Source organism: Pseudomonas fluorescens group sp. (assembly GCF_020093335.1).
Classification (GTDB): domain Bacteria; phylum Pseudomonadota; class Gammaproteobacteria; order Pseudomonadales; family Pseudomonadaceae; genus Aquipseudomonas; species Aquipseudomonas petroselini.
This window is the reverse complement of sequence record NZ_JAIOKW010000020.1, coordinates 51,537-75,077: the sequence shown is the minus strand read 5'-3', so window position 1 is coordinate 75,077 and position 23,541 is coordinate 51,537. Positions and strand designations below refer to the sequence as shown.

At 60.5% G+C, this 23,541-nt stretch carries 22 protein-coding genes; 12 read left to right on the top strand and 10 right to left on the bottom strand.

Features of this window, described 5'->3' with window-relative positions:
- The first annotated feature begins 192 nt into the window (after positions 1 to 192).
- From hrpA to K7431_RS19935, 4 genes are all read left to right on the top strand, one after another.
- Complete coding sequence (gene hrpA, locus K7431_RS19950; protein WP_015885286.1) at positions 193 to 4,104, top strand: ATP-dependent RNA helicase HrpA; 3,912 nt, start codon at positions 193 to 195, stop codon at positions 4,102 to 4,104.
- 308 nt (positions 4,105 to 4,412) lie between these two features.
- Positions 4,413 to 5,534, top strand: a complete 1,122-nt coding sequence (locus K7431_RS19945; RefSeq protein WP_015885285.1) for a beta-ketoacyl-ACP synthase III — start codon at positions 4,413 to 4,415, stop codon at positions 5,532 to 5,534.
- Positions 5,535 to 5,678: 144 nt separating this feature from the next.
- Positions 5,679 to 6,293, top strand: coding sequence for an RNA polymerase sigma factor (locus K7431_RS19940; RefSeq protein ID WP_015885284.1), 615 nt, complete (start codon positions 5,679 to 5,681; stop codon positions 6,291 to 6,293).
- Positions 6,287 to 6,532 (top strand): anti-sigma factor family protein, encoded by a 246-nt coding sequence (locus K7431_RS19935; RefSeq protein WP_015885283.1) that lies wholly within the window; start codon positions 6,287 to 6,289, stop codon positions 6,530 to 6,532. Before K7431_RS19940 ends, K7431_RS19935 begins: the two co-directional genes overlap by 7 nt.
- A 106-nt stretch (positions 6,533 to 6,638) precedes the next feature.
- Here the strand turns inward: K7431_RS19935 and K7431_RS19930 are convergent, their stop codons facing one another.
- Positions 6,639 to 7,982: a putative porin gene (locus K7431_RS19930; protein ID WP_015885282.1), complete on the bottom strand. Its 1,344-nt coding sequence runs from the start codon at positions 7,980 to 7,982 to the stop codon at positions 6,639 to 6,641.
- Positions 7,983 to 8,266: 284 nt separating this feature from the next.
- On the opposite strand from K7431_RS19930, the gene K7431_RS19925 reads away from it, so the two are divergent.
- Positions 8,267 to 9,391 carry a GNAT family N-acetyltransferase gene (locus K7431_RS19925; protein ID WP_015885281.1) on the top strand — a complete coding sequence of 375 codons (1,125 nt, stop codon included), beginning with the start codon at positions 8,267 to 8,269 and terminating at the stop codon, positions 9,389 to 9,391.
- 335 nt (positions 9,392 to 9,726) lie between these two features.
- Here K7431_RS19925 and K7431_RS19920 read toward each other — a convergent pair whose 3' ends face one another.
- From K7431_RS19920 to K7431_RS19905, 4 genes are all read right to left on the bottom strand, one after another.
- Positions 9,727 to 11,559 carry an ABC transporter ATP-binding protein gene (locus K7431_RS19920; protein ID WP_015885280.1) on the bottom strand — a complete coding sequence of 611 codons (1,833 nt, stop codon included), beginning with the start codon at positions 11,557 to 11,559 and terminating at the stop codon, positions 9,727 to 9,729.
- A gap of 82 nt (positions 11,560 to 11,641) precedes the next feature.
- Positions 11,642 to 12,205, bottom strand: coding sequence for a peptidylprolyl isomerase A (locus tag K7431_RS19915; RefSeq protein ID WP_015885279.1), 564 nt, complete (start codon positions 12,203 to 12,205; stop codon positions 11,642 to 11,644).
- Between the two features lie 3 nt (positions 12,206 to 12,208).
- Positions 12,209 to 13,012 (bottom strand): alpha/beta fold hydrolase, encoded by an 804-nt coding sequence (locus tag K7431_RS19910; protein ID WP_015885278.1) that lies wholly within the window; start codon positions 13,010 to 13,012, stop codon positions 12,209 to 12,211.
- Between the two features lie 14 nt (positions 13,013 to 13,026).
- A complete protein-coding gene (locus K7431_RS19905; protein ID WP_015885277.1) occupies positions 13,027 to 13,950 on the bottom strand; it encodes a LysR family transcriptional regulator in 924 nt (307 codons plus the stop codon).
- Positions 13,951 to 13,999: 49 nt separating this feature from the next.
- On the opposite strand from K7431_RS19905, the gene K7431_RS19900 reads away from it, so the two are divergent.
- The 3 genes from K7431_RS19900 to K7431_RS19890 all read left to right on the top strand — a co-directional run bounded on the left by K7431_RS19900 (position 14,000) and on the right by K7431_RS19890 (position 16,136).
- Positions 14,000 to 14,314: a 3-phosphoglycerate kinase gene (locus K7431_RS19900; RefSeq protein ID WP_043205731.1), complete on the top strand. Its 315-nt coding sequence runs from the start codon at positions 14,000 to 14,002 to the stop codon at positions 14,312 to 14,314.
- A gap of 150 nt (positions 14,315 to 14,464) precedes the next feature.
- The gene (locus K7431_RS19895) at positions 14,465 to 15,064 is read left to right on the top strand and encodes an FMN-dependent NADH-azoreductase (RefSeq protein ID WP_015885275.1); all 600 of its coding nucleotides are present in this window, start codon (positions 14,465 to 14,467) and stop codon (positions 15,062 to 15,064) included.
- Between the two features lie 202 nt (positions 15,065 to 15,266).
- On the top strand, positions 15,267 to 16,136 hold the full coding sequence (locus tag K7431_RS19890) for a carboxylate/amino acid/amine transporter (RefSeq protein WP_015885274.1): 870 nt from the start codon (positions 15,267 to 15,269) through the stop codon (positions 16,134 to 16,136).
- On the opposite strand, the gene K7431_RS19885 is transcribed toward K7431_RS19890, so the two are convergent.
- Positions 16,133 to 17,431, bottom strand: coding sequence for a mechanosensitive ion channel family protein (locus K7431_RS19885; RefSeq protein WP_015885273.1), 1,299 nt, complete (start codon positions 17,429 to 17,431; stop codon positions 16,133 to 16,135). The genes K7431_RS19890 and K7431_RS19885 overlap by 4 nt on opposite strands.
- A gap of 193 nt (positions 17,432 to 17,624) precedes the next feature.
- Here K7431_RS19885 and K7431_RS19880 point away from each other — a divergent pair, with 193 nt between their 5' ends.
- On the top strand, positions 17,625 to 18,971 hold the full coding sequence (locus K7431_RS19880; RefSeq protein WP_043205730.1) for a DEAD/DEAH box helicase: 1,347 nt from the start codon (positions 17,625 to 17,627) through the stop codon (positions 18,969 to 18,971).
- A gap of 50 nt (positions 18,972 to 19,021) precedes the next feature.
- Here the strand turns inward: K7431_RS19880 and K7431_RS19875 are convergent, their stop codons facing one another.
- Positions 19,022 to 19,297, bottom strand: a complete 276-nt coding sequence (locus tag K7431_RS19875; RefSeq protein WP_015885271.1) for a hypothetical protein — start codon at positions 19,295 to 19,297, stop codon at positions 19,022 to 19,024.
- A 153-nt stretch (positions 19,298 to 19,450) separates the two neighbouring features.
- Between K7431_RS19875 and K7431_RS19870 the strand changes: the two genes are divergently transcribed.
- A complete protein-coding gene (locus tag K7431_RS19870; protein ID WP_015885270.1) occupies positions 19,451 to 19,840 on the top strand; it encodes a hypothetical protein in 390 nt (129 codons plus the stop codon).
- A gap of 48 nt (positions 19,841 to 19,888) precedes the next feature.
- On the opposite strand, the gene K7431_RS19865 is transcribed toward K7431_RS19870, so the two are convergent.
- The 3 genes from K7431_RS19865 to K7431_RS19855 form a co-directional block, all read right to left on the bottom strand.
- Positions 19,889 to 20,755 carry a DUF6279 family lipoprotein gene (locus K7431_RS19865; RefSeq protein ID WP_043205729.1) on the bottom strand — a complete coding sequence of 289 codons (867 nt, stop codon included), beginning with the start codon at positions 20,753 to 20,755 and terminating at the stop codon, positions 19,889 to 19,891.
- Positions 20,756 to 20,820: 65 nt separating this feature from the next.
- A complete protein-coding gene (locus tag K7431_RS19860; protein ID WP_015885268.1) occupies positions 20,821 to 21,543 on the bottom strand; it encodes a TorF family putative porin in 723 nt (240 codons plus the stop codon).
- A gap of 206 nt (positions 21,544 to 21,749) precedes the next feature.
- On the bottom strand, positions 21,750 to 21,929 hold the full coding sequence (locus K7431_RS19855; RefSeq protein ID WP_003193095.1) for a hypothetical protein: 180 nt from the start codon (positions 21,927 to 21,929) through the stop codon (positions 21,750 to 21,752).
- Between the two features lie 324 nt (positions 21,930 to 22,253).
- Between K7431_RS19855 and K7431_RS19850 the strand changes: the two genes are divergently transcribed.
- Together K7431_RS19850 and K7431_RS19845 are read left to right on the top strand one after the other, a co-directional pair.
- Positions 22,254 to 23,090, top strand: coding sequence for a CvfB family protein (locus K7431_RS19850; RefSeq protein ID WP_015885267.1), 837 nt, complete (start codon positions 22,254 to 22,256; stop codon positions 23,088 to 23,090).
- Between the two features lie 51 nt (positions 23,091 to 23,141).
- Entirely contained in the window at positions 23,142 to 23,540 is a 399-nt protein-coding gene (locus K7431_RS19845; protein WP_015885266.1) for a DUF2177 family protein, read from the top strand.
- The last annotated feature ends 1 nt before the right edge of the window (position 23,541 follow it).

Sequence of the window (23,541 nt, the reverse complement as noted above, 5' to 3'; positions counted from 1 at the left end):
AAAGTCATGTAAGGGTGTGGGTTGGGATGTTCCCGTCAGGCTCAAACAGCCTGCCACCCTTGTATGAAGCGGTGGTTTTGCGGCTTTGAAATGGCTTGCCTCGTTCACAGCGACTGAAATCTGCGACAATTGCCACCCACGATCACGTCACCGCAGGCTCACCTGCCTCACTAGAAGACCTTTGCGTACCTGATGACTGACCAAGCACCCACTATCGACCAACTGCTCAAAACCCTCGACCACGCCATGCTCGCCGACCGCCACCGCTTGCGCCGGCAGTTGCTTGAGCTGCGCAAGAAACCCGACGAGGAAAAGCTGGCGCAGTGGGTGGCGCGCATGCAGGCGTCCTGCGCGCAGGTCACGGCGCGGCGCGCCAGCCTGCCGGTGATCCGCTATGACGACAGCCTGCCGATTGCGGCCAAGCGCGATGAAATCAAGGACGCGCTGCTCAAGCATCAGGTGCTGATCATTGCCGGTGAAACCGGTTCGGGTAAAACCACCCAGCTGCCGAAGATCTGCCTGGAGATCGGTCGTGGCCAGTTCGGTTTGATCGGCCACACCCAGCCGCGCCGGATCGCCGCGCGCAGTGTCGCCAGCCGCGTCGCTGAAGAACTCGCCACGCCGCTTGGCGCGCTGGTCGGCTATCAAGTCCGGTTTGAAGACCAAAGTGATTCCAATACCCTGATCAAGCTGATGACCGACGGCATCCTGCTGGCGGAAACCCAGAACGACCGTTACCTCGAACGCTACGACACAATCATCGTCGACGAAGCCCACGAACGCAGCCTGAACATCGACTTCCTGCTGGGTTACCTGAAGACCCTGCTGCCGCGCCGCCCGGACCTGAAGGTCATCATCACCTCGGCGACCATCGACCTGGAGCGTTTTTCCAAGCACTTCGACGATGCGCCGATTGTCGAGGTGTCGGGCCGCACCTTCCCGGTGGACACCTGGTATCGCCCGCTGACCCTGGAACAGGACGAGGAGGGCAACCGTGTCGAAGACGACTTGACGGTCGATCAGGCGATCCTCGCGACCCTCGACGAAATCGCCGCTTATGAGCGCAGCGAGCGGCGCAGCCCCGGCGATGTGCTGGTGTTCCTGCCGGGGGAGCGCGAGATTCGCGACGCTGCCGACATGTTGCGCAAGGCCCAGCTCAAGCACACCGAAATCCTGCCGTTGTACGCGCGCCTGTCGCCGGCCGAACAGCAGCGCATCTTCCAGTCTCATCCGGGCCGGCGCGTGGTGCTGGCGACCAACGTCGCGGAAACCTCGCTGACCGTGCCGGGCATTCGTTATGTGATCGACAGCGGTACCGCACGCATCAGCCGCTACAGTTACCGCGCCAAGGTGCAGCGCCTGCCGATCGAAGCGATTTCCCAGGCCAGCGCCAACCAGCGTAAAGGCCGTTGCGGTCGGGTCGAGCCCGGCATCTGCATTCGCTTGTACAGCGAAGAAGACTTTATCGGCCGTCCGGAATTTACCGACCCTGAGATCCTGCGCACCAACCTCGCCGCCGTGATCCTGCAGATGCTGCACCTGCGCCTCGGCGAAATCACCGATTTCCCGTTTATCGAACCGCCGGACGGCAAGGCCATCAGTGACGGTTTCAACCTGCTGCAAGAGCTTTCGGCAGTGGACCGTAACAGCCAGCTCACCCCGTTGGGCCGTCAGCTGGCGCGCCTGCCGGTCGACCCGCGCATGGGCCGCATGTTGCTCGAAGCCGCCAAGCTCGGCAGTTTGCAGGAAGTGCTGATCGTCGCCAGCGCCATGTCGATCCAGGACCCGCGCGAGCGGCCGCCGGAGCGTCAACAGGCCGCCGACCAGGCCCACGCACAGTGGAAAGACCCGGATTCGGACTTCGCCGGGCTGGTCAATCTGTGGCGCGGCTTTGAAGAGCAACGCCAGGAACTGACCGCCAGCCCGTTGCGTAACTGGTGTCGCAAGAATTTCCTCAACTACCTGCGCCTGCGCGAGTGGCGCGACTCCCATCGCCAGTTGAGCCTGATTTGCCGCGACATGCAGCTGACCGTCAACAAAGAGCCGGCCGACTTCCCGAAACTGCACAAGGCGGTGCTGTCCGGCCTGCTCAGCCAGATCGGCCAGAAGACCGAAGACGGCGATTACCTCGGCGCACGTCAGCGGCGTTTCTGGATTCACCCGTCCTCGGGCATCGGCAAAAAGCGCCCGCAATGGTTGATGACTGCCGAACTGGTGGAAACCACCAAGCTGTATGCGCGCATGGTCGCCAAGATCGACGCGGACTGGATCGAGCCGCTGGCCGGGCACCTGATCAAGAAAAACCACTTCGAACCGCACTGGGAGAAGAAGCGCGGCCAAGTCGTGGCCTTTGAGCAGATCACCCTGTTCGGCCTGATTGTGGTCGGGCGCCGGCCGGTGCATTACGGGCCGATTGACCCGGTGGTGTCCCGCGAGCTGTTTATCCGTGAAGGCCTGGTGCGTGGCGAGATCCAGTCGCGAGCCAAATGCCTCACGGCCAACCAGCAGTTGCTGGAACAGCTCGACGAACTCGAAGCCAAGGCGCGTCGTCGCGACATCCTGGCGGATGAAGAAACCCTGTTCGCCTTCTACGATGCGCGCTTGCCGGCGGAGATTCACCAGACCGCGACCTTCGACAGTTGGTACAAGGTCAACAGCCAGAAAGACCCGCAACTGCTGATCATGCGCGAGGAAGATGTGCTGGCCCGCGAAGCCAGTGAAGTCACCGCCGCGCATTACCCGGACACCCTGCACCTGGGCGACCTGGAACTGGCCTTGAGTTACCACTTCGAACCCAACCACCCGCGTGACGGCGTGACCCTGCGCGTGCCGGCTCCGTTGCTGCCGGCCCTGCCGCCGGAGCGCCTGGAGTGGCTGGTGCCGGGGGTGATCGAAGCCAAATGCATCGCCCTGGTGCGCAACCTGCCCAAGGCGCTGCGCAAGAATTTCGTGCCGGTGCCGGACTTCGTCAAGGCCGCCCTGCAACGGATCGAGTTCGGCCAGGGCTCGTTGCCCCAGGCGCTGGGCCGTGAATTGCTGCGCATGACGGGCGCGCGGGTCAGTGATGAAGCCTGGGCCGAAGCCGCGCAGCAGGTCGAAAACCACCTGAAGATGAACCTGGAAGTGGTCGACGGCGAGGGCAAGTTCCTCGGCGAAGGCCGCGACCTGGCTGAACTGACGGCGCGCTTCGCCGAGGCCAGCCAGGCCGCGTTGGCCGTGCCGCAAACCGCGAAAAGCCAGCAGCCGGTCGAGGCCAAAGTGTTTGCGGCGGTGGCGGAAAAGACTCAGCAGAAGATCGCCGGGCTGTCGATGACGGTGTACCCAGCACTGGTGGAAGACAACGGCACGGTCAAGGAAGGGCGCTTCTCCACCGCCGCCGAGGCTGAATTCCAGCATCGCCGCGCCTTACAACGCTTGCTGATGCAGCAACTGGCGGAACCGGCGAAGTTCCTGCGTGGCAAATTGCCGGGTCTGACCGAATTGGGGCTGATGTACCGCGAACTGGGGCGCATCGATGCGCTGGTGGAAGACATCCTATTGGCCAGCCTCGACACCTGCGTACTCGAAGGCGAAGCCAGCCTGCCGCGTGATGGCGCCGGTTTGGCGGCCTTGGCCGAGCGTAAGCGCGGCAGCTGGACCGAACACGCCGAGCGTTTGGCGCGCCTGACCCTGGAGGTGCTGAAACTCTGGCACAGCCTGCAAAAACGCTTCAAAGGCAAGATCGACCTGGCCCAGGCCGTGGCCCTGAACGATATCAAGCAGCAACTGAGCAACCTGGTGTATCCCGGTTTTGTGCGGGAAACCCCGGCGCAGTGGTTCAAGGAGTTGCCGCGTTACCTCAAGGCCATCGAGTTACGCCTGGAGAAACTGCCGAGCCAGGTGCAAAAAGACCGGGTATGGAGCAGCGAGCTGGGCGGGCTGTGGACGCAGTACGAAAACCGCCTGAAAAAGCACACCCAGGAAGGCAAGCGCGATCCCCAGCTGGAGCTTTACCGCTGGTGGTTGGAAGAATATCGGGTCTCGTTGTTTGGCCAGCAGTTGGGCACCAAGGTGCCGATTTCCGACAAGCGTCTGAGCAAACACTGGAGTCTGGTCGAAGCCTGATATTTACACGGTTTCCAGGGCAATACAGGTCCAGTGTGGGAGGGGGCTTGCCCCCGATTGCGGTCTGTCAGTAAAGGATGTGTTGACTGGCCCACCGCTATCGGGGGCAAGCCCCCTCCCACAGATAGCGCCAAATTTCGAGGTTTGTGGCAAACTTCGCGGTTATAAATGCCGGGATCGTCGTGAAGGGCTGCGGCGCGATGGAATAAAGCGACGCCAGTTTGATGTCCGCTGGGCGGCATTGGACTACTTACAGTTTGGTACGACGGTACCAATATCTTCTGCCTGACAGATTTAGAGGAACGACCGTGCATAACGTCGTCATCAGCGGCACTGGCCTGTACACCCCGGCCAACAGCATCTCCAACGAAGAGCTGGTGCAGTCTTTCAATGCTTACGTGCATCAGTTCAACAGCGATAACGCCGCCGCCATCGAGCGCGGTGACGTGCAGCCGCTGACCGAATCCAGCGCGGCCTTCATCGAGAAAGCCTCGGGCATCAAGAGTCGCTTCGTGATGGACAAAGACGGCATTCTCGACCCGCAGCGCATGGCCCCGCGCCTGCCCGAGCGCAGCAACGACGAGTGGTCGGTGCTCTGCCAGATGGCCGTCGGCGCCGCCGAGCAAGCCCTGCAACGCGCCGGCAAGACTGCCGCCGACATCGACGGTGTGATCGTCGCCTGCTCCAACCTGCAACGCGCTTACCCGGCCATCGCCATTGAAGTCCAGGAAGCCTTGGGCATCGAAGGGTTTGGCTTTGACATGAACGTGGCCTGTTCTTCGGCCACCTTCGGCATCCAGAACGCCGCCAATAGCATCCAATTGGGCCAGGCGCGGGCGATCCTGATGGTCAACCCGGAAGTCTGCACCGGGCATCTGAACTTCCGCGACCGTGACAGCCACTTCATCTTTGGTGATGCGGCCACTGCCGTGGTGCTGGAGCGCGCCGACCTGGCGACCTCCGAGCATCAGTTCGACGTGGTGAGCACCAAGTTGCTGACCAAGTTCTCCAATAACATCCGCAACAACTTCGGCTTTCTCAACCGCGCCGAGGAAGAGGGCGTCGGCGCGCCGGACAAGCTGTTCGTGCAGGAAGGCCGCAAGGTGTTCCGTGACGTATGCCCGATGGTGGCGGAGTTGATCGGCGTGCACTTGGAAGAGAACCAGTTGAACGTGGCCGATGTGAAGCGCTTCTGGCTGCACCAGGCCAACCTGAGCATGAACCACCTGATCGTGAAAAAACTGCTGGGCCGCGAAGCCTCGGTGGAAGAAGCGCCGGTGATCCTCGATACCTACGCCAATACCAGCTCGGCGGGTTCGGTGATTGCGTTTCACACCTACCAGGATGATTTGCCCAAGGGCTCCGTGGCAGTGCTCAGTTCGTTTGGTGCGGGCTATTCGATCGGCAGCGTGATCCTGCGCAAGCGCTGATTGGTCGGTCGAACTCGGTCAAATGTGGGAGCAGGCTTGCCTGCGATAGCATCACTGCGGTGTGACTGATACACCAAGGTGTCTGCATCGCAGGCAAGCCAGCTCCCACAGGAATCGGGTTTCCACGGTGGAATCGAGGTAGACATGGCAGCAGCGGACGACGCGCACCTGCTTGAACGCCTGCTCAAGGGTGAGCAGCGGGCCTACAAGGAATTGGTCACCACCTACCAGAGCGCCATGCGGGCGGTGGCCTATGCCATCGTCGGCCAGCGCCACGCCGACGAAGTCGTGCAGGACGCCTGGCTGTCGGTGGTACGTAACCTGGCCAAGTTCGAAGGGCGCTCCAGCCTCAAGACCTGGCTGCTGACCATCACCGCCAACGCCGCCAAGGGCCGCTACAAGCAGAACCGTCGTGAGGTGTTGCTCGACGATTTGCCTTCGCCCCATGGCACCATCGGTGACGAGCGCTTTTCCCCGGACGATGGCCACTGGGCCGTCGCCCCCTACGCCTGGCATCAAGACACCCCGGAAGCGCTGCTGACCGAAGATGAACTGCGCAAATGCCTGGAGCATACGTTGCTGAGCCTGTCGGAGTTGCAGAGCAGCGTGCTGGTGCTGCGTGAGCGCCAGGGCCTGGAGCTGGAAGAGATCTGTAATCTTCTGACGCTGTCGCTCTCCAATGTCCGGGTGCTGTTGCATCGGGCGCGGCTTAAAGTCTTCGCCTCGGTGGAGCATTTTGAGGAAACGGGCGAATGTTGACCTGTAAAGAGCAAGTGGCACGTTCCAGTGACTACCTCGATGGGCAATTGACCTTTCGCGAGCGTCTGCTGGTGCGTCATCACTTGATGTTCTGCCCGAACTGCCGTCGGTTTATCCGCCAGATGCGCCTGCTGCAGGCGACGCTGAAGATCATGCCGGATGAGCCGGTAGAGGGTGTGGATGCCCTGGCGCAGCGGCTGGCTGCCGAGCGGCTCAAGGATCACAAAGGCGGGGAATAAGCAGGCTCGCGTGGTTGAATCGGACGGATGATGGGGACCGATCCACCCACGCCAGGCTGTAGAGCCACCTCGGGCCGTCCTGGCCCAAGGCTTATGACGCGTGCAGTTAGAACTTGGCTTCTGCGTCCAGCTGGAAGGTGTTGGCTTTCGCGCTACGGTCCACGAGTGTGCGGCTGTAGGTGTCGGTCTTGGTCAGGAAGTAGGTGGCGCCGATGGCGAAGTTCTTGTCGATGTCATAGCCGACTTTGAACTTGTGGCCACGGGAGCCGGTGAAGCCGCCGCCGAAGTCCGAGTCGGTAAAGGCACCCACCACGGCGTTTTTCTCTACGTCGCGATAGTTGTAGTCCAGGTTGAAGCCGAACACCTTGGACTTGGCACCCAACAACCAGGCAGTGTCGGCATCGTCGATAGCGTCGTTGTTTTTTACGTACTGGCCGTAGAACGCCAGAGGCACTGCCAGGCCGCCGATATCGACTTGGCTGAAACCTTCATACAGGCGGAACTCGCCGTTTGGCGTGTTGCCGTTGGTCGCCAGTACGTTCGGGGTGCTGGTCCCGGAGGCACGGCTGTCTTCGTCGTTCTGGTAGGCGTAGATGCTGCCGCCCAGGGTCACTTTCAGGTTGTCGGTCACCGAGAAACGGGTGCCCAACTGGCCGGTGGTCAGGCGCAGGTCGTGGCGGTACTGCACGCCGTCGCCGTCCACGTTGTCCTTGAGGTTGTAGTTACCCAGGCTGCCGAACAGCTCGGCGCTGCCACCCAGTGGGTACTTGTAGGTGACTGCCAGGCCTTCGGGGTTGATGTCGCTATCCCAAATCACGTCGCCCATGTTGACCCACGGCTGCAGCATTTTGCCGCCAATGATGTGCAGGTTCTTGATCTGGTCGGGGTGGTAGTCGATGTAGCCGAGGTCCAGCCAGATCGATTTTTTATCGAAGTAGCCGTCCAGGTCCTGGTTGGTGGAGCGCGCATCGCTGCCGCCGCCGGTGGCGATACGAATACCGGTGTCCACCTGCGGGTTGATCTCGGTGTAGGCGCCGAGGCGCGCGCGGATCCGTTCGCGATCTTTGTCACGGCCGGTGACGCCGGCGCGGGTGACGCCATTTTCGCCTTCGACCTTGATGGTCTCGTGGCGCATGCGCACATCACCCTTGAACTGAGTCTTGGCGGCCCAGGCCAGCTTCTGGTCGAAGCTGCTCAGCTCGTTGGTTTTTTTCGCGGTGGCCGCGATCTGTTCGTTGGTCTCTTGTTGAGCTTGCCGTGCGATCTGCTGTTCTTTCTGGTCTTTGGCCAATTCGCTTTGCAGTTCAGTGTACTGCGCAGCGGTGATCTGGCCGTTGGCCTTGAGCATGTCGAGCAATTTAGCGTCGACTGCAGCGCTGGCCGGAACGCTCAGGGCCAGTAACAGGCCGCCGCACAGGACCGCCGCAGTTTTAGTGGAAGCAAGACGCATATCAATCTCCGAAAGTGAGGAGGGATGGCAAACCATCCAGGACACAACCGACCGATGACGGACGGAACACATAACCACCTGATAGAACCAGGCGCTCTAAAAACAGGCGTCAGTATCACGATCGTTTATGACGCCGCAGTGGCTAAGTGATGTCATCTACATGACAAATTATTCATCTTCGGAACTATTGGTTTAGAGCCTTGTCGCGCGAATCAGGGGTGTGCGAAGGCCGGCGATCAGCGATACTCGCCAAGCTTTCACGCCCTGAAGTAGTGAGGATGCCGATGCCGTTGCAACGCCTGGACAGCCTGTCCGAAATCGCTCCGCAAGCCTGGGATTCGCTGGTGCCACAGGGCCAGCCGTTCGTGCGCCATGCGTTCCTGAGCGCGTTGGAAGACAGCGCCAGCCTGGGTCCGCAATCGGGCTGGCAACCGGAGCATCTGTTGCATTGGGAGGGCGATCGACTGGTGGCGGCGTTACCCAGTTATCGCAAGTGGCATTCCTACGGCGAGTACGTGTTTGATCACGGTTGGGCCGATGCCTGTGAGCGGGCCGGTATCGATTACTACCCCAAGCTGCTGACGGCGGTGCCGTTCAGTCCCGTGGGTGGCCCACGCCTGTTGGCGGCCCGTGCCGAGGACGGTTTCGAGCTGCTCAAAAGCCTGCCGGGTTACCTGGAAATCGAAGGGCTCTCCAGTGCCCACATCAACTTCACCGATGACCTGGCCGATGAGGCACTGGCCCAACAACCGGGCTGGTTGCAGCGCTTGGGGTGTCAGTTTCACTGGCAGAACCGCGGCTACCGCGACTTCCAGGACTTCCTCGACGCCTTGAGTTCACGCAAGCGCAAACAAATGCGCAAAGAGCGTGAACAAGTGGCGGGGCAGGGGATCGACTTCGAGTGGCTGCAAGGCCATGAACTGAGCGAAGCCCAGTGGGATTTCGTCTACGCCTGCTACGCCAACACCTACGCCGTGCGCCGCCAATCGCCTTACCTGACTCGCGCGTTTTTCAGCCTGTTGGCCGAGCGCATGCCCGAATCGATCCGCGTGGTGCTGGCCAAACAAGGCACACGCCCGGTGGCCATGGCCTTCAGCCTGATCGGCGGCGACAGCTTCTATGGCCGCTACTGGGGCTGCCTGGCAGAGTTCGATCGCCTGCACTTCGAAACCTGCTTCTACCAGGGCATGGACTACGCCATCGCCCACGGCCTGCAACGCTTCGACGCGGGGGCACAGGGCGAGCACAAATTGATTCGCGGGTTTGAACCGGTGATTACGCGCTCGTGGCACTACCTGCGCCATCCGGGGTTGAAGAACGCCGTGGAGGATTTCCTAGAGCGCGAGCGGGTGGGGATTGTGGCGTATGCCGAAGAGGCGAGGGCAGCCCTGCCTTATCGGCAGGTGTAAAGGGCGTGCTATATCCTGCTGTGCGCGCGAGTGATTCTGCTGCATAGATGGGCAGCAGAGTCCGTCGGTGAGGGACCCGTGGATGACACGTCGAAGAAAGGGCAGGTGGTATTTGTGGTGAGCGGGCTTGCCCCGCGCTGGGTTGCGAAGCGACCCTGACCAAGGCACTGCATTCTTTCAGGAAGGCCGCAGTGCCAGGGGTTGGGGCTGCTGCGCAGCCCAGCGCGGGGCAAGCCCGCTCACCACAGTAAGCCTGCTCACCACAGTAAGCCTGTTCACCACAGCAAGCCTGTTCACCACAGCAAGCCTGCTCCCCCATTTAGAAAACCGTGGCATCAGTCGATGCCGACAAAGCCCCCGGTCTGGTGCTGCCATAACCGCGCATACAAACCGCCGTGTTCCAGCAATTCGGCGTGGCTGCCGCTCTCGGCAATCTGGCCTTTCTCCAGCACCACCAGGCGGTCCATCCGTGCAATGGTCGACAAGCGGTGCGCAATCGCGATCACTGTCTTACCCTGCATCAGGGTCTCCAGGCTTTCCTGGATCGCGGCTTCCACTTCCGAGTCCAGCGCCGAGGTGGCTTCGTCCATGATCAGGATCGGCGCGTCCTTGAGCAGCACGCGGGCGATGGCAATGCGTTGACGCTGCCCGCCGGAGAGTTTTACCCCGCGCTCGCCCACGTGCGCGTCCATCCCGGTACGGCCTTCGGCGTCCGACAGCAGCGGAATGAACTCATCGGCGCGCGCCTTGTGCACCGCCGCCCAGAGCTCTTCCTCGGTTGCATCCGGCTTGCCGTACAGCAAGTTGTCGCGGATCGAACGGTGCAGCAGCGAGGTGTCCTGGGTGATCATGCCGATTTGCTCGCGCAGGGTTTCCTGGGCGACCTCGGCAATGTTCTGGCCGTCGATCAGGATGCGCCCGCCTTGCAGGTCATAGAGACGCAGCAGCAGGTTGACCAGGGTCGACTTGCCCGCACCGGACGGGCCGATCAGGCCGATTTTTTCACCGGCCTTGATCTCAAGGTTGAGGCCGCCAATGATCCCGCTCTTCTTGCCGTAGTGGAAATCCACCTGCTCAAAGCGCACTTCGCCATGGGGGACGCTCAGGCGCGGGGCGTTGTCGCGGTCGATCACGGCCAGCGGCTGGGCGATGGTTTTCAGGCCGTCCTGCACGATGCCGATGTTTTCGAAAATGCCGTTGACCACCCACATGATCCAACCGGACATGTTGACGATGCGAATCACCAACCCTGTGGCCAGGGCGATGGCGCCGACGGTAATCAGCGACTGGGTCCACAGCCACAACGCAAGGCCGGTGGTGGTGACGATCAGCAGACCGTTCAGGACCGTGATCACCGCATCCATGCTGGTGAGCACGCGTGCGGCCAATTGGGTCTTTTCGGTCTGCTCGATGATCGCTTCCTTGGCGTACTCCTGCTCATTCTGCGTATGGGCGAACAGTTTCAAGGTGGTGATGTTGGTGTAGCCGTCGACGATACGCCCCATGAGTTTGGAGCGTGCTTCGGAGGAGATCACCGAACGTTCCTTGACCCGCGGCACGAAGTAACGCAAGGCCAGGCAGTAACCAATGATCCACGTGATCAACGGAATCATCAGCCGCCAGTCGGCTTCTGCAAACAACACCAGGGAGGTGATCGCGTAGATCGACACGTGCCAGATGGCTTCCGCCGTCGCTACCGCCGAGTCACGCAACGAGTTACCGGTTTGCATGATGCGTTGGGCAATACGCCCGGCGAAATCGTTCTGGAAGAAGTTCAGGCTCTGCTTGAGCACGTAGCTGTGGTTCTGCCAGCGGATCAGGCTGGTCATGCCAGGGTTGATGGTCTGGTGCACCAGCAAGTCATGCAGGCCGTTGAAAATCGGACGCAGGAGCAGGGCGACCACGGCCATCCAGATCAGCTCAGTGCTGTGGATCTGGAAGAAGTTCGCCGGTGGCGTGCCCTGGGCCAGGTCGATGATGCGGCTGAGGTAGCTGAACAGCGCCACTTCGATCAGGGCGCCGACCAGGCCCACCACCAGCAACGCGGCGAAGCACGGCCACACTTGGCGCAGGTAGAAGAGATAGAAGGGCAGGACTTTATCGGGAGGAGCGGCGCCAGGGGCATCGCGGAAAATATCGATCAGTTGTTCAAAACGACGATAGAGCATTAGGGTTGACGCCCGCCGCGCGGGCTCTCCTGTTCAAATGCGCGCGCGGCCTTGTGGGCTGCGCGCGGAACTACCTGCTATCTCAGTCGATGCGCTTGGCCGACTTGATGTACACAGGATCGATTGGCACGTTCTGCATGCCCTGCTTGGTGGTGGTCTGCGAGTTGACGATCACATCAACGACGTCCATGCCCTTGACCACTTTGGCGAATACCGCGTAACCGCGATCACGGCCTGGGTCGAGGAAGGCATTATCGGCCACGTTGATGAAGAACTGGCTGGTGGCCGAATCCGGGTCACTGGTACGCGCCATGGAAAGGGTGCCACGTACGTTATGCAGGCCGTTGTTGGCTTCGTTCTTGATCGGTGCATCAGTGGGTTTTTGTGTCATTGCCTGGGTGAAGCCGCCGCCCTGGACCATGAAGCCTGGGATCACGCGGTGGAAAATCGTGTTGGTGTAGAAGCCTTTATCGACATAGGCCAGGAAGTTCTTGGTGCTGATCGGCGCCTTGACCGGGTCCAGTTCGATCTCGATGTCGCCGTTGGTGGTGGTGATCAATACGTGGGGCGCCTTGGCCGGCTGGGCCGCCATCAGGTTAGCAGCGAACAAAACAGAACCGGCAAAGAAGGCGATTTTTTTCAGCATGGGTCAGTGATCCTGGGTAGTGGTTTCGACTGTCTTTAGAAAATCGAGCAGGGTTGCGTTAAAGACTTCGGGTTGATCCAAGGGCGTGGCATGGCGGGAATCTTCGATCACCACCAGTCGCGCATCGGGCAGCAGTTTTACATAGTTTTCTTTCTGCGCCACGGGGGTGTAGTCGTGGTCGGCGCTGATGACCAGGGTTGGACAGGTTATCCTCGAAAGTCGTTCCTGCACGCCCCAGCCCACAATCGCATCAAAGCTGGCGAGATAAGCACGTTTGTCGTTTTTTGCCCAGCGCTCGGCCATCTTGCGGCGCAGGTCGGCCTGGTGCGGTTTGGGGAATAGCCGTTCACCCAGCGCATTGCCGATGGTGGCCAGGCTGAGCACCCGCGCGAGGGTCCAGCGCTTGGCCCACTGCCAATAGTCGTCGGCACTGCGCACCTTGACCTCGGGCGCGCTATTGACGATGCACAGGCTTCTAACGAGCGCAGGCTCGTCCACGGCCAATTGGAAGGCGATCATGCCGCCCATCGACAGGCCCACCACATGCGCCGGCGGCAGGTGCAGGTGCTCGATAAGGGCGAGCACGTCGTGGGTGAACCCTTGGATGCTGTAGCGTTCGCGCGGTTTATCCGAGCGCCCGTGGCCACGCACATCCACCACGATCAGGCGGTAATGCCTGGCCAGTACCGGAACCTGCAACTCCCAATCCTGGCTGCTGGAACCCAGGCCGTGGATCAGGATCAGCGGCGTGCCGTGGCCGTATTCCTCGTAGTGCAGGCTGCAGCCTTCGTGGTCGAACCAGGCCATCGGTGAACTCCGTTTCAGGCCTGCCGGGGCGCGGCGAAAGGCGCGTCCAGCGGGGCGGTGTCAAAGGTGCGCAGCAGTTCCACGAGGATCTGCGTCGCCGGCCCCAAGGGTTTGTCCTTGTTGGAATACAGGTAGAACGTGGGGTGGCGGCTGCCGCCCTGTTCCAAGGGTAGCTGCTTGAGCACCCCCTCGGCGAGTTCGCGTTCGATCATGTGCCGAGGCAACCAGGCGAAGCCCAGGCCGCTGCCCACAAAGGCGGCGGCGGTGGCCAGGCTGCCGACTGTCCAGCGCTGTTCGGCACCGAGCCAGCCGACGTCGCGCGGTTGCTGGCGGCCGGAGTCGCGGATCACCACCTGCATCTGGCTTTCCAGGTCCTGGAAGCTCAGTTCGCGGTGCATGCGGTGCAAGGCATGTTCGGGATGGGCCACGGCGACAAACTCTACGTCGCTCATTTCCGTGCCCAGGTAACCGGGGATGCTGAAGCCGCAGATCGCCAGGTCGGCGACGCCCTCAATCAACAACTCCTCAACGCCCGACAACACCTCTTCACGCAGGCGCACCCGGCAACCACGGCTTTGCGGCATGAACGCGGTGAGCGCGCGCACCAGGCGTGCGTTCGGATACGCCGCGTCCACCACCAAGCGTACTTCGGCTTCCCAGCCCTGCTCCATATGGTGGGCGAGGTCTTCCAGTTGGCTGGCGTTTTTTACCAATTGCCGGGAGCGGCGCAGCAGCACTTCACCGGCGTCGGTGAGGACCGCCTTGCGCCCATCGATGCGCAGCAGCGGCACGCCGAGCTGGTCTTGCATGCGGGCCACGGTGTAGCTCACCGAGGATTGCGAACGGTGCAGCGCTTCGGCCGCCTGGGCGAAGCCGCCATGGTCGACCACGGCTTGCAGCGTGCGCCATTGATCGAGGGTAACGCGGGGCGCTTTCAAGATGGGTTCCTCTTGTCCTAAGCTGGCGGTCCTTATTGGAGACTGCCGAATGAGAAAATTCTGTTGTGTGTTGCTGGCGCTGCTGCCGATGAGCGCGTTTGCCTACCCGATCGACGTGACTAAAAAGATCGACGGCGTGAGCATCGATTACACCGCCTCCGATGTGGACGGCGATATCAGTTCGATCCAACTCAATAACTACGGCACCCAGGACGCCGTCTGCTCGGTAATCTTCACCAACGGCCCGGAAGCGCCGCGCCGCAGAACGGTCACGGTGCCGGCAGGCAAAAGCACCAACACCACGGTCAAGTTCAACCGCGCCATTATCAAGATGCGCATTGCACTGACCTGCGCACCCAAGTAACGCTGCAGCGGAGCATGCCCACGGCGCACTCCGCCTATAAACAAATTTATAGATGGGTTATAGCAGTTTTTTGCGCTTTTTAATCGAATTGGCTCTGTTTAATCTTCACTCCATCGACTTACAGCAATTACAGATGGAGCCTACAACGCCATGTCCAATGTTCTGATCATCGAAAGCAGTGCCCGCCAGCAGGATTCGATCTCTCGCCAACTGACCCAGCAGTTCATCAGCCAATGGCAGGCCGCCCACCCGGCGGATCAGATCACCGTGCGTGACGTGGCCCTCAACCCGGTGCCGCACTTGGACGCCAACCTGCTCGGCGGCTGGATGAAGCCGGCGGATCAGCGCAATGGCCACGAACAGGCGTCCCTGGATCGCTCCAACGAATTGACCGACGAACTGTTGGCCGCCGACGTGCTGGTAATGGCCGCGCCGATGTACAACTTCGCCATCCCCAGCACCCTCAAGGCCTGGCTGGACCATGTGTTGCGAGCCGGCGTGACCTTCAAGTACACCGCCACCGGCCCTCAGGGTCTGCTCACCGGCAAGCGTGCCGTCGTGCTCACCGCTCGCGGCGGCATTCATACCGGTGCCAGCTCTGATCACCAGGAACCCTACCTGCGTCAGGTCATGGCGTTTATCGGGATTCACGATGTCACGTTCATTCACGCCGAAGGGGTGAACTTGAGCGGGGACTTCCAGGAGAAGGGCATCAACCACGCCAAGGCGCTGCTGGCACAGGTCGCTTGATCCTTTAATCGCCACATAATCGCGCAGTGTTTATATCGCTCCACGCAAACCCTTCAAGTACGCGTAACGAACCTCCCTTTGCACTTTTGCTCCTGAGTGCTACCGCCCGACTGACGCTTTAGCGAGGTCGGGTTTTTTTTACCCCGAGTTTCTTCACTCGCCGAAAACCTTTAATGTCCCGCCCATTCGAAATGAGGCGCGCATGGGCTACTTACTGGTTGTCACCCTGATTCAGGCATTTTCCTTCAGCTTGATCGGCGAATACCTCGCCGGTCACGTCGACAGTTACTTCGCGGTGCTGGTGCGTGTGTTGCTGGCCGGTCTGGTGTTTATCCCACTGACCCGCTGGCGCTCGGTAGAACCGGCGTTCATGCGGGGCATGCTGGTGATCGGCGCGCTGCAGTTTGGCGTGACCTACGTGTGCCTGTACCTGAGCTTTCGCGTGCTCACGGTGCCGGAGGTGTTGCTGTTCACCATCCTCACGCCGTTGCACGTGACCCTGATCGAAGACGCCCTGAACCGCCGCTTCAACCCTTGGGCGCTGATCGCCGCGCTGGTCGCGGTGGCGGGCGCGGCGGTGATCCGTTTCGACCAGATCACCCCGCACTTCCTCGGAGGCTTCCTGCTGTTGCAACTGGCCAACTTCACCTATGCCGCCGGGCAAGTGATGTACAAACATTTGGTGGCGCGTTACCCGAGCGACCTGCCGCACTACCGACGCTTCGGTTATTTCTACCTGGGCGCGTTGCTGGTGGTATTGCCGGCATTCCTGCTGTTCGGCAAAGCCAACTTCCTGCCTGAAGCGCCGCTGCAATGGGGTGTGCTGGTGTTCCTCGGGTTGGTCAGCACTGCGCTGGGCATGTACTGGTGGAACAAGGGGGCTTGCCTGGTGCAGGGCGGCACCCTGGCGGTGATGAACAACCTGCATGTGCCGGTGGGGTTGCTGCTGAACCTGCTGATCTGGAACCAGCACGAGCCGTTGGGGCGACTGGCATTGGGTGGGTTGGTGATTCTGGCGGCGGTGTGGATCAGTCGGTTGGGCGTGAAGGCGCCCAACCGCTCCGTGGTTTAGCCAGCGCGACTTTCAGGGGGCGGCAAATGACTGGCCCCCAACACCGCCGGCAACACCCCCGCGCGCAAGTCATTCCCACTCGGCTGCTGATACAAACTCAAGCCAAATTCCGGCAACACCGCGAGCAGGTAATCAAAAATGTCCCCCTGGATCCGCTCGTAATCCGCCCACGCCGTGGTGCGGGTAAAGCAGTAGATTTCCAGCGGCACGCCCTGGGCGGTGGTCTGCATCTGGCGCACCATGCAGGTCATGTTCGGCTGGATGTCCGGATGGCTTTTCAGGTAGGCCAGGGCATAGGCGCGAAAGGTGCCGAGGTTGGTCATGCGGCGGCGGTTGGCCGACAGCTGTGCACTGTGGCCCTGGGCTTCGTTCCAGGCCTTGAGCTCGGCCTGCTTGCGCCCGATGTAGTCGGTGAGCAGGTGCACCTGGGTCATGCGCAGTTCTTCGTCGTCGCGCAGGAAGCGCACGCCGCTGGCGTCGATAAACAGGCTGCGCTTGATGCGCCGTCCGCCGGAGGCCTGCATGCCGCGCCAGTTCTTGAACGACTCGGACATCAGGCGCCAGGTAGGGATGGAGACGATGGTCTTGTCGAAATTCTGCACCTTGACCGTGTGCAGGGTGATGTCCACGACATCGCCGTCGGCGCCGACCTGGGGCATCTCGATCCAATCGCCGACCCGCAGCATGTCGTTGCTGGTCAACTGCACGCTGGCGACGAACGACAGCAGCGTGTCCTTGTACACCAACAGGATCACCGCTGACATGGCGCCAAGACCCGACAGCAGCAACAGCGGCGAACGGTCGATCAGGGTGGCGACGATGATGATTGCGCCAAACACGAACAGCACCATCTTCGCCAACTGCACGTAGCCCTTGATCGAGCGGGTGCGGGCGTGTTCGGTGCGGGCGTAGATGTCCAGCAGGGCGCTGAGCAGGGCGCTCATGGCCAGTACCAGGAACAGGATGGTCAGCGCCAGGGCCACGTTGCCGATAAACAGGATGGCGGTCTTGCTCAGGTCCGGCACCAGGTAAAGGCCGAATTGGATCACCAGCGAGGGCGTCATCTGTGCCAGGCGATGGAAGACTTTGTTGTGCCGCAGGTCATTGAGCCAATGCAGGGCCGGTTGCCGGCCGAGCAGTTTGACGGCGTGGAGGATGAGGTAACGTGCCACCCGTCCAAGCAATAGAGCCACCACCAACAACACCACAAAACCGAGGCTGGCATGCAGCAGCGGGTGTTCATCGAGGGCGCCCCAGAGATCTTGGACGTTGAGCCAGAGCTGTTTGATATCCATGGGTGAAACCGATTCTTCTATGGGACAAGACGGGGCGATTAGAGCATTTAAGTGCAACAAAGTTGATGTCATGGACAAATGCCCTGACAAAAAAGCGCCTGAATGACACCGTTCGCGTAAAGAAACTCGGTTTGGACGGCCGAAACCGGTACCCTATGCAGCTGATTTTTTGTATTTCTTCGAGGTAGCACCCGTGTTTTCCCAATTCGCCCTGCACGAACGCCTGCTCAAAGCCGTGGCCGAGCTTAAATTTGTCGAGCCTACGCCGGTGCAAGCAGCGGCCATCCCGCTCGCGCTCGAAGGGCGTGACCTGCGGGTGACGGCTCAAACCGGGAGTGGCAAGACCGCCGCTTTCGTCCTGCCGATTTTGAATCGCCTGATCGGCCCGGCCAAAGTCCGCGTCAGCATCAAGACCCTGATCCTGCTGCCGACCCGCGAGCTGGCCCAGCAGACCTTGAAGGAAGTGGAGCGCTTCTCGCAGTTCACCTTCATCAAGTCCGGCCTGATCACCGGCGGTGAAGACTTCAAGGTGCAGGCCGCCATGCTGCGCAAGGTGCCGGACATCCTGATCGGCACCCCAGGCCGCATGATCGAGCAGCTCAACGCCGGCAACCTCGACCTCAAGGAAGTCGAAGTGCTGGTGCTCGACGAAGCCGACCGCATGCTCGACATGGGGTTTGCCGATGACGTGCAGCGCCTGGTGGCCGAGTGCATCAATCGCCAGCAGACCATGCTGTTCTCCGCCACCACCGGCGGTTCCACCCTGCGCGAGATGGTCGCCAAGGTGCTGAACAACCCTGAGCACCTGCAGGTCAACAACGTCAGCGACCTCAACGCGACCACGCGCCAGCAGATCGTCACCGCTGACCACAATGTGCACAAAGAGCAGATCCTCAACTGGCTGTTGGCCAACGAGACCTATCAGAAAGCCATCGTGTTCACCAATACCCGCGCTGCCGCCGACCGTATCTACGGCCGCCTGGTTGCCCAGGAATACAAGGCGTTCGTGCTGCACGGCGAGAAAGACCAGAAGGACCGCAAGCTGGCCATCGACCGCCTCAAGGCCGGCGGTGTGAAGATCCTCGTGGCCACCGACGTTGCCGCGCGCGGCCTGGACGTGGACGGCCTGGACCTGGTGATCAACTTCGATATGCCACGCAGTGGCGACGAATATGTGCACCGCATCGGCCGTACCGGGCGTGCCGGCAATGATGGCCTGGCGATCTCGCTGATCTGCCATGGCGACTGGAACCTGATGTCGAGCATCGAGCGCTACCTCAAGCAGTCGTTCGAGCGTCGCACCATCAAAGAAGTCAAAGGCACCTACACCGGGCCGAAGAAGGTCAAGGCATCGGGCAAGGCCGTTGGCGTGAAGAAGAAAAAGACCGACGCCAAGGGCGACAAGAAAAAGGCCGGCGCCAAGTCGCCGACCAAACGCAAGATTGCCAACCGGCCGAAGACCGACAACCTGTCGCTCGTCAGCAAGGACGGCATGGCGCCACTCAAACGCCGCAAGCCGGAAGCGCCGGCTGCTGAATAAGGCTTGAGTGACATGAAAAAACCGGACCTTTGTCCGGTTTTTTTATGCCATCAGCTTTTGGCTTTGGCCGCTGCTTCCCTGAGCTCCTTGAGACGGGCGTCGATCAACTGGCATTTATCGGGGAACTCAGCGCTTTCGGTATCCAGGTCCATCTTCTGCAGCTCGTCGTTCATCTCCTTGGCCTTGGTCGGGTTCTGTTCGGTCAGCTTGGCCACTTCCTGGGCCAGTTGCTCGCGCTTGGCCGTGGCTTCGTCGGGTGTGCAGGCCCAAGCGGGCAGGGCGGCGGTTAGCGTGGCGACGATGGCCAGGTTCATCAGGGTTTTCATGGGCAGACCTCCTTGGCGGTTATGTGCTGTTGAGGGCGCGAACGTCTGGAAAGTTCAGAGAAATGACGTCCGTCTATTCGGCTGAACGGCCAGTGACCCGGCCTGTCACAACCTTGACGGGCTACTTTCCACCAGCCTGCAGGAGGAATCAGGATGACGACTTACAACTGGGATCTGATCGAACGTCTGCTGCATGAAGTGCAGAACGGCGAGGGCAGCTTCGCCCCGCGCAAATACGCCGAGCAGGAAGCGGCCGAAAAGGCCACGGCGGGCGAGTCCACCGGCAACCTGGATGCGCTCAAGAAGACGGCGGCCGATTATGAAGCGCTGCTGTTCAAACGTGGCTTTATTGAGTCGCGCCCTGAGGAAGAGGGCGGAAATGGCGAGAATTTCATCCTCACTCCGCTGGGCGCACAACTGTTGGCGCTGATCGACAGTTCGATTCCCGGCAATGATCACCCGCGTCAGGTGCTGGATGAGCAGGCGGACGCGCTGGATCCGGCGACCTTTGCCGAGGTGGCTTCCAAGGCTCAGATTGCCTGATCGGCCACTGCGCTCATCTAATGTGGGCGGGGGCCAGCCCCTCTCACATTAGCTTGCGCTGCCTTTGAGGCATTTCAGTGCCTTGAAGTCGCTGCGTACGCCGTCGATTTTTTGCGTCAGTTTCAGGCGCTGTTGCACGCTGCTTTGCGCCATCAGGTCGACGATCAGGCTGCGTGCCGCCGCTTCCGTCTCGGCGTAGGCGACGCGGTACTCCGGCGTCCACAGGCTTTCCCGGTCCACCAGCAGTTGCTGCATTTTCTGCGGGAAGTCGGCGCTCTGGCGTTGCTTCACGGCGTCGATAAATTGCGCCTGCCAGTGCGCGCGGTTACCGATCCATTGCTGGTTTTGCTCACCCAGGCTGATAGACCAGGCCGTGACGCGGTTTTTCTGGCTATCGCTCAGCGGCCCCATCCACGCATCCAGGCGTTTATTCATGCGCTCGGCGCGTTCTTGGATCTGCTTGGCCAGCGGTGGCTTGAGGTACTCGTCCTGGCGCTTGCGCAGGTCTTTGGCCAACGCGTCGTTCATCTCTTTGACCTGTTGATCGTCCAGCCCCTGCAACAACTCGATGGCCGACGGTGTGACCTCGCGGGCGACCTCGGCGATGGCCTGCTTGGCCTCTACGGTGCGCGTCTGCAAGGCCGCGTCGGTAACCTGGTTGTCGTCGACCATCTGCTGCAGGCGGTCCAGCCAGTCCAGGTAGCCCGGCAGTTGTGTGGTGCAATGCCAGGCCAGGTGCTCCTTGAGCTTGTCGTTGAACCAGCTCTTCTGCCCGGCGTTCATGTCCAGGTAGTCGTTGAGGGTCCAGGGAATGATCACGTCCAGGTTGCGATAGGCCAGGCCTACGCGATTGCAGCCGGCGAGCACCAGGCTCAGGGTCAGCAGTACGACGAGTAATTTGAGCCGACGCAGCATGGGCGGGTCCTTCGCAATGTGGGTTATCACATGTGAGCCTGCGCGGGGGGCGACAGTTCAGCCGATTAATAAAACGACCGCGCCGCCTTCAGCGTCAACAGACCATCGCATTGCGAATTGTGTCCGGAATAGGCCGAGCAGTCCCCGCCGCTGAGGCTGGAGTCGCTGTAGATGAGGTTCAGGTCAACGCCCATCCATTCTCGGGAGAATTGCACCGACCAGTCGCTGAAGCTGCGAATGGAGCCGCCGTCCACTGAGACCGGCGTGCCCAACTGATGCGTGGTGTATTTCATGCTGACGCCAATACCGAAAGGCTGGGTGCCACCCAGGTCGGCGAACAGTGTGCTGTCCTGGCGATCCGGATCGTTGCTGAAGGAGGCACCGAAGCGATTACCCAGCAGGTTCAGGCCGCCGTAGAACTCCTGGCTGTCGAGCGGGCTGAGCTTGGGGTAGCTGTAGTGGATCAAGCCGACTTCATAGCCCAGGGTCTGGTCGAAAGGGTGTTTGAAGCCCATGTAGGAATCGACTTCAAGGGTGCTGGCCGAGGACAGGCCCATGTTTGGTGAGAACTGGCCGAAATACAGGCCGCTGTCATGACTCAGGTCCAGCCCGCCGTGGAACGAGTCGCTGCCGGGAGACGTCGGCTTGACCAGGCCCTGAGCCATGCTGCGGCTGGGGGTGGTGCCCAATTTCAGGTCGAAGTCGCCCAGTTCACGCTGGAATATTTGCGCTTGGGCAAGGGGGCACGCGACAAGGGCGCTGACCAGAAAAATGCACGGTTTGAGCATGCTTCACTCCATGAAAAGCGAGGAGCAGTGACGAAGGAATCGGGCAGATGCCCGTGCTAGACGTGTGCAAGGATACCGGCGAATGTCGGGAGGTGAGGCCCGTTCGTCGATTAGCGCTAATGGAAAATAGGCAGCGAGGGTATTTCGGGCTCTAGTCCTAGCGCCTTGAAGGCAAGACGCTTAGGGACCAGTGGTGTTGCGCGGTATTACTTTTTACCCAGGCTGATCTGCTTGGATGGGCCGAAAGTCTGGCCGCTGACGCCCTTGGCAATTTGCTGGATTTCGCCGCCGGACTTGAGGAAAGCAGCAATCTGGCTGTTGATCGATTCGCTGGTTTCAACGGCGGGAGCTGGCTTTGCTTTGCTGTTGGATGCTTTTACACGCATGGCGGCCACTAACCTGTAGAAAATTAACTTGGCCAGGCATCGTACAGGAAATACTTGACAATTGCTTGGTAAATATCCTCGAAGAATAAGTGCAGCGGCTGAAAATAGCCAAGTTTCATCTTTGAAATGAACCCCTAACTTACTGTTTTAATTCGAAACCCTGGTGCTGGCTGCGGTGGGTTGCCTGAGAAAAATCAGCCGGATTGATCGGACGAGCGGGGCGATGCCATCGCAAGGCCACGCCAGGCCGTGATTTTTCAGGCGCGCGCGCGTGACGAGCGCAACTCGGGTAGAATGCCGCCCACGCAATGAGGGTATTTGGAAATGGCTTTAGTCGGGCGCTACAACAGCTTGCAAGTGGTTAAACACACTAACTTTGGTTTGTACCTGGACGGTGCGCAAGATGGCGAAATCCTCTTGCCTAATCGGTATATCCCCAAAGATATTCCCAGTGAAGATGAAGACTGGCTAAACGTTTTCATTTATCTGGACAGCGATGACAAACTTATCGCCACTACCGAAAAGCCCAAAGTCCAAGTGGGCGAATTCGCCAGTTTGAAAGTGGTGGAAGTCAACAGCATCGGCGTGTTTCTCGACTGGGGCTTGCCCAAGGATCTGTTGCTGCCGTATTCGGAAGAAAAGCGTCAGATGACCGCTGGCGAATACTGCGTGGTGCACGTTTATCTCGACAAACACACCAAGCGCATCACGGCCACCGCACGCCTGGACCGCTACCTGGACAAGACGCCTGCCAATTACCAGGTGGGCCAGGAAGTCGACCTGCTGGTGGCCGAAGCCACCGACATGGGCTTCAAGGCGATCATCAACAACAAGCATTGGGGCCTGATCCACAAGAATGAAGTGTTCAAGTTCCTGCGCCCGGGCAAGGAAGAAAAAGGCTTTATCAAGGAGATCCGTGCGGATGGCAATATCAGCCTGAGCCTGCAACCGGTTGGCCAGGAAGCAGCCTCGAGCCTGAACTCGAAGATCCTTGCCAAGTTGCGTGAAAACAACGGCACCTTGCCGGTCAGCGACAAGAGCGACCCGGCGGTGATCAGCAACTTGTTCGGCGTGAGCAAGGGTAACTTCAAGAAAGCCATTGGTGCGCTGTATAAGCAGGGCCAGATTGTGATTCACGCGGATCGCATTGAACTAAGCTGAGTACGCTTTGCTCTTCTGTAGGCGCCCGTTGGCGCTTACAGAGGTGCATCAATGACCAAGAAAACATCTTTCGCCTACCTCGGCACGTTGCTGGCTTTCCTGGTCCTCGACGGCCTTTGGCTCGGCGTGCTCATGGGGCCAACCTACAAGTCCCTGCTGGGCCCGCTGATGCTGGACCAGCCCCGCCTATTGCCGGCTCTGCTCTTCTACCTCCTCTATGTGTTCGGTTGCGTGGTATTCGTGGTTCTGCCCAGTGCCAGTTGGCAGCGCGCTGCGCGCAGGGGGGCGTTGCTTGGGCTGGTCGCTTATGGCACCTACGACCTGAGTAACTGGGCCACGCTGCAGGGCTGGTCAGCCCATTTAGCGATCATGGACATGGCCTGGGGCACCTTCCTGACTGCCGCGTGCTGCACGGTGGGTCATTGGTGTGCACATCGAGTGCACCGCTGAT

Coding starts and splice junctions, on each gene's coding strand:
- hrpA (WP_015885286.1), top strand. CDS start 193: ATGACTGACCAAGCACCCACTATCGACCAACTGCTCAAAACCCTCGAC.
- K7431_RS19940 (WP_015885284.1), top strand. CDS start 5,679: ATGGCAGCAGCGGACGACGCGCACCTGCTTGAACGCCTGCTCAAGGGT.
- K7431_RS19935 (WP_015885283.1), top strand. CDS start 6,287: ATGTTGACCTGTAAAGAGCAAGTGGCACGTTCCAGTGACTACCTCGAT.
- K7431_RS19930 (WP_015885282.1), bottom strand. CDS start 7,982: ATGCGTCTTGCTTCCACTAAAACTGCGGCGGTCCTGTGCGGCGGCCTG.
- K7431_RS19925 (WP_015885281.1), top strand. CDS start 8,267: ATGCCGTTGCAACGCCTGGACAGCCTGTCCGAAATCGCTCCGCAAGCC.
- K7431_RS19920 (WP_015885280.1), bottom strand. CDS start 11,559: ATGCTCTATCGTCGTTTTGAACAACTGATCGATATTTTCCGCGATGCC.
- K7431_RS19915 (WP_015885279.1), bottom strand. CDS start 12,205: ATGCTGAAAAAAATCGCCTTCTTTGCCGGTTCTGTTTTGTTCGCTGCT.
- K7431_RS19910 (WP_015885278.1), bottom strand. CDS start 13,012: ATGGCCTGGTTCGACCACGAAGGCTGCAGCCTGCACTACGAGGAATAC.
- K7431_RS19900 (WP_043205731.1), top strand. CDS start 14,000: ATGAGAAAATTCTGTTGTGTGTTGCTGGCGCTGCTGCCGATGAGCGCG.
- K7431_RS19895 (WP_015885275.1), top strand. CDS start 14,465: ATGTCCAATGTTCTGATCATCGAAAGCAGTGCCCGCCAGCAGGATTCG.
- K7431_RS19890 (WP_015885274.1), top strand. CDS start 15,267: ATGGGCTACTTACTGGTTGTCACCCTGATTCAGGCATTTTCCTTCAGC.
- K7431_RS19885 (WP_015885273.1), bottom strand. CDS start 17,431: ATGGATATCAAACAGCTCTGGCTCAACGTCCAAGATCTCTGGGGCGCC.
- K7431_RS19875 (WP_015885271.1), bottom strand. CDS start 19,297: ATGAAAACCCTGATGAACCTGGCCATCGTCGCCACGCTAACCGCCGCC.
- K7431_RS19870 (WP_015885270.1), top strand. CDS start 19,451: ATGACGACTTACAACTGGGATCTGATCGAACGTCTGCTGCATGAAGTG.
- K7431_RS19865 (WP_043205729.1), bottom strand. CDS start 20,755: ATGCTGCGTCGGCTCAAATTACTCGTCGTACTGCTGACCCTGAGCCTG.
- K7431_RS19860 (WP_015885268.1), bottom strand. CDS start 21,543: ATGCTCAAACCGTGCATTTTTCTGGTCAGCGCCCTTGTCGCGTGCCCC.
- K7431_RS19855 (WP_003193095.1), bottom strand. CDS start 21,929: ATGCGTGTAAAAGCATCCAACAGCAAAGCAAAGCCAGCTCCCGCCGTT.
- K7431_RS19850 (WP_015885267.1), top strand. CDS start 22,254: ATGGCTTTAGTCGGGCGCTACAACAGCTTGCAAGTGGTTAAACACACT.
- K7431_RS19845 (WP_015885266.1), top strand. CDS start 23,142: ATGACCAAGAAAACATCTTTCGCCTACCTCGGCACGTTGCTGGCTTTC.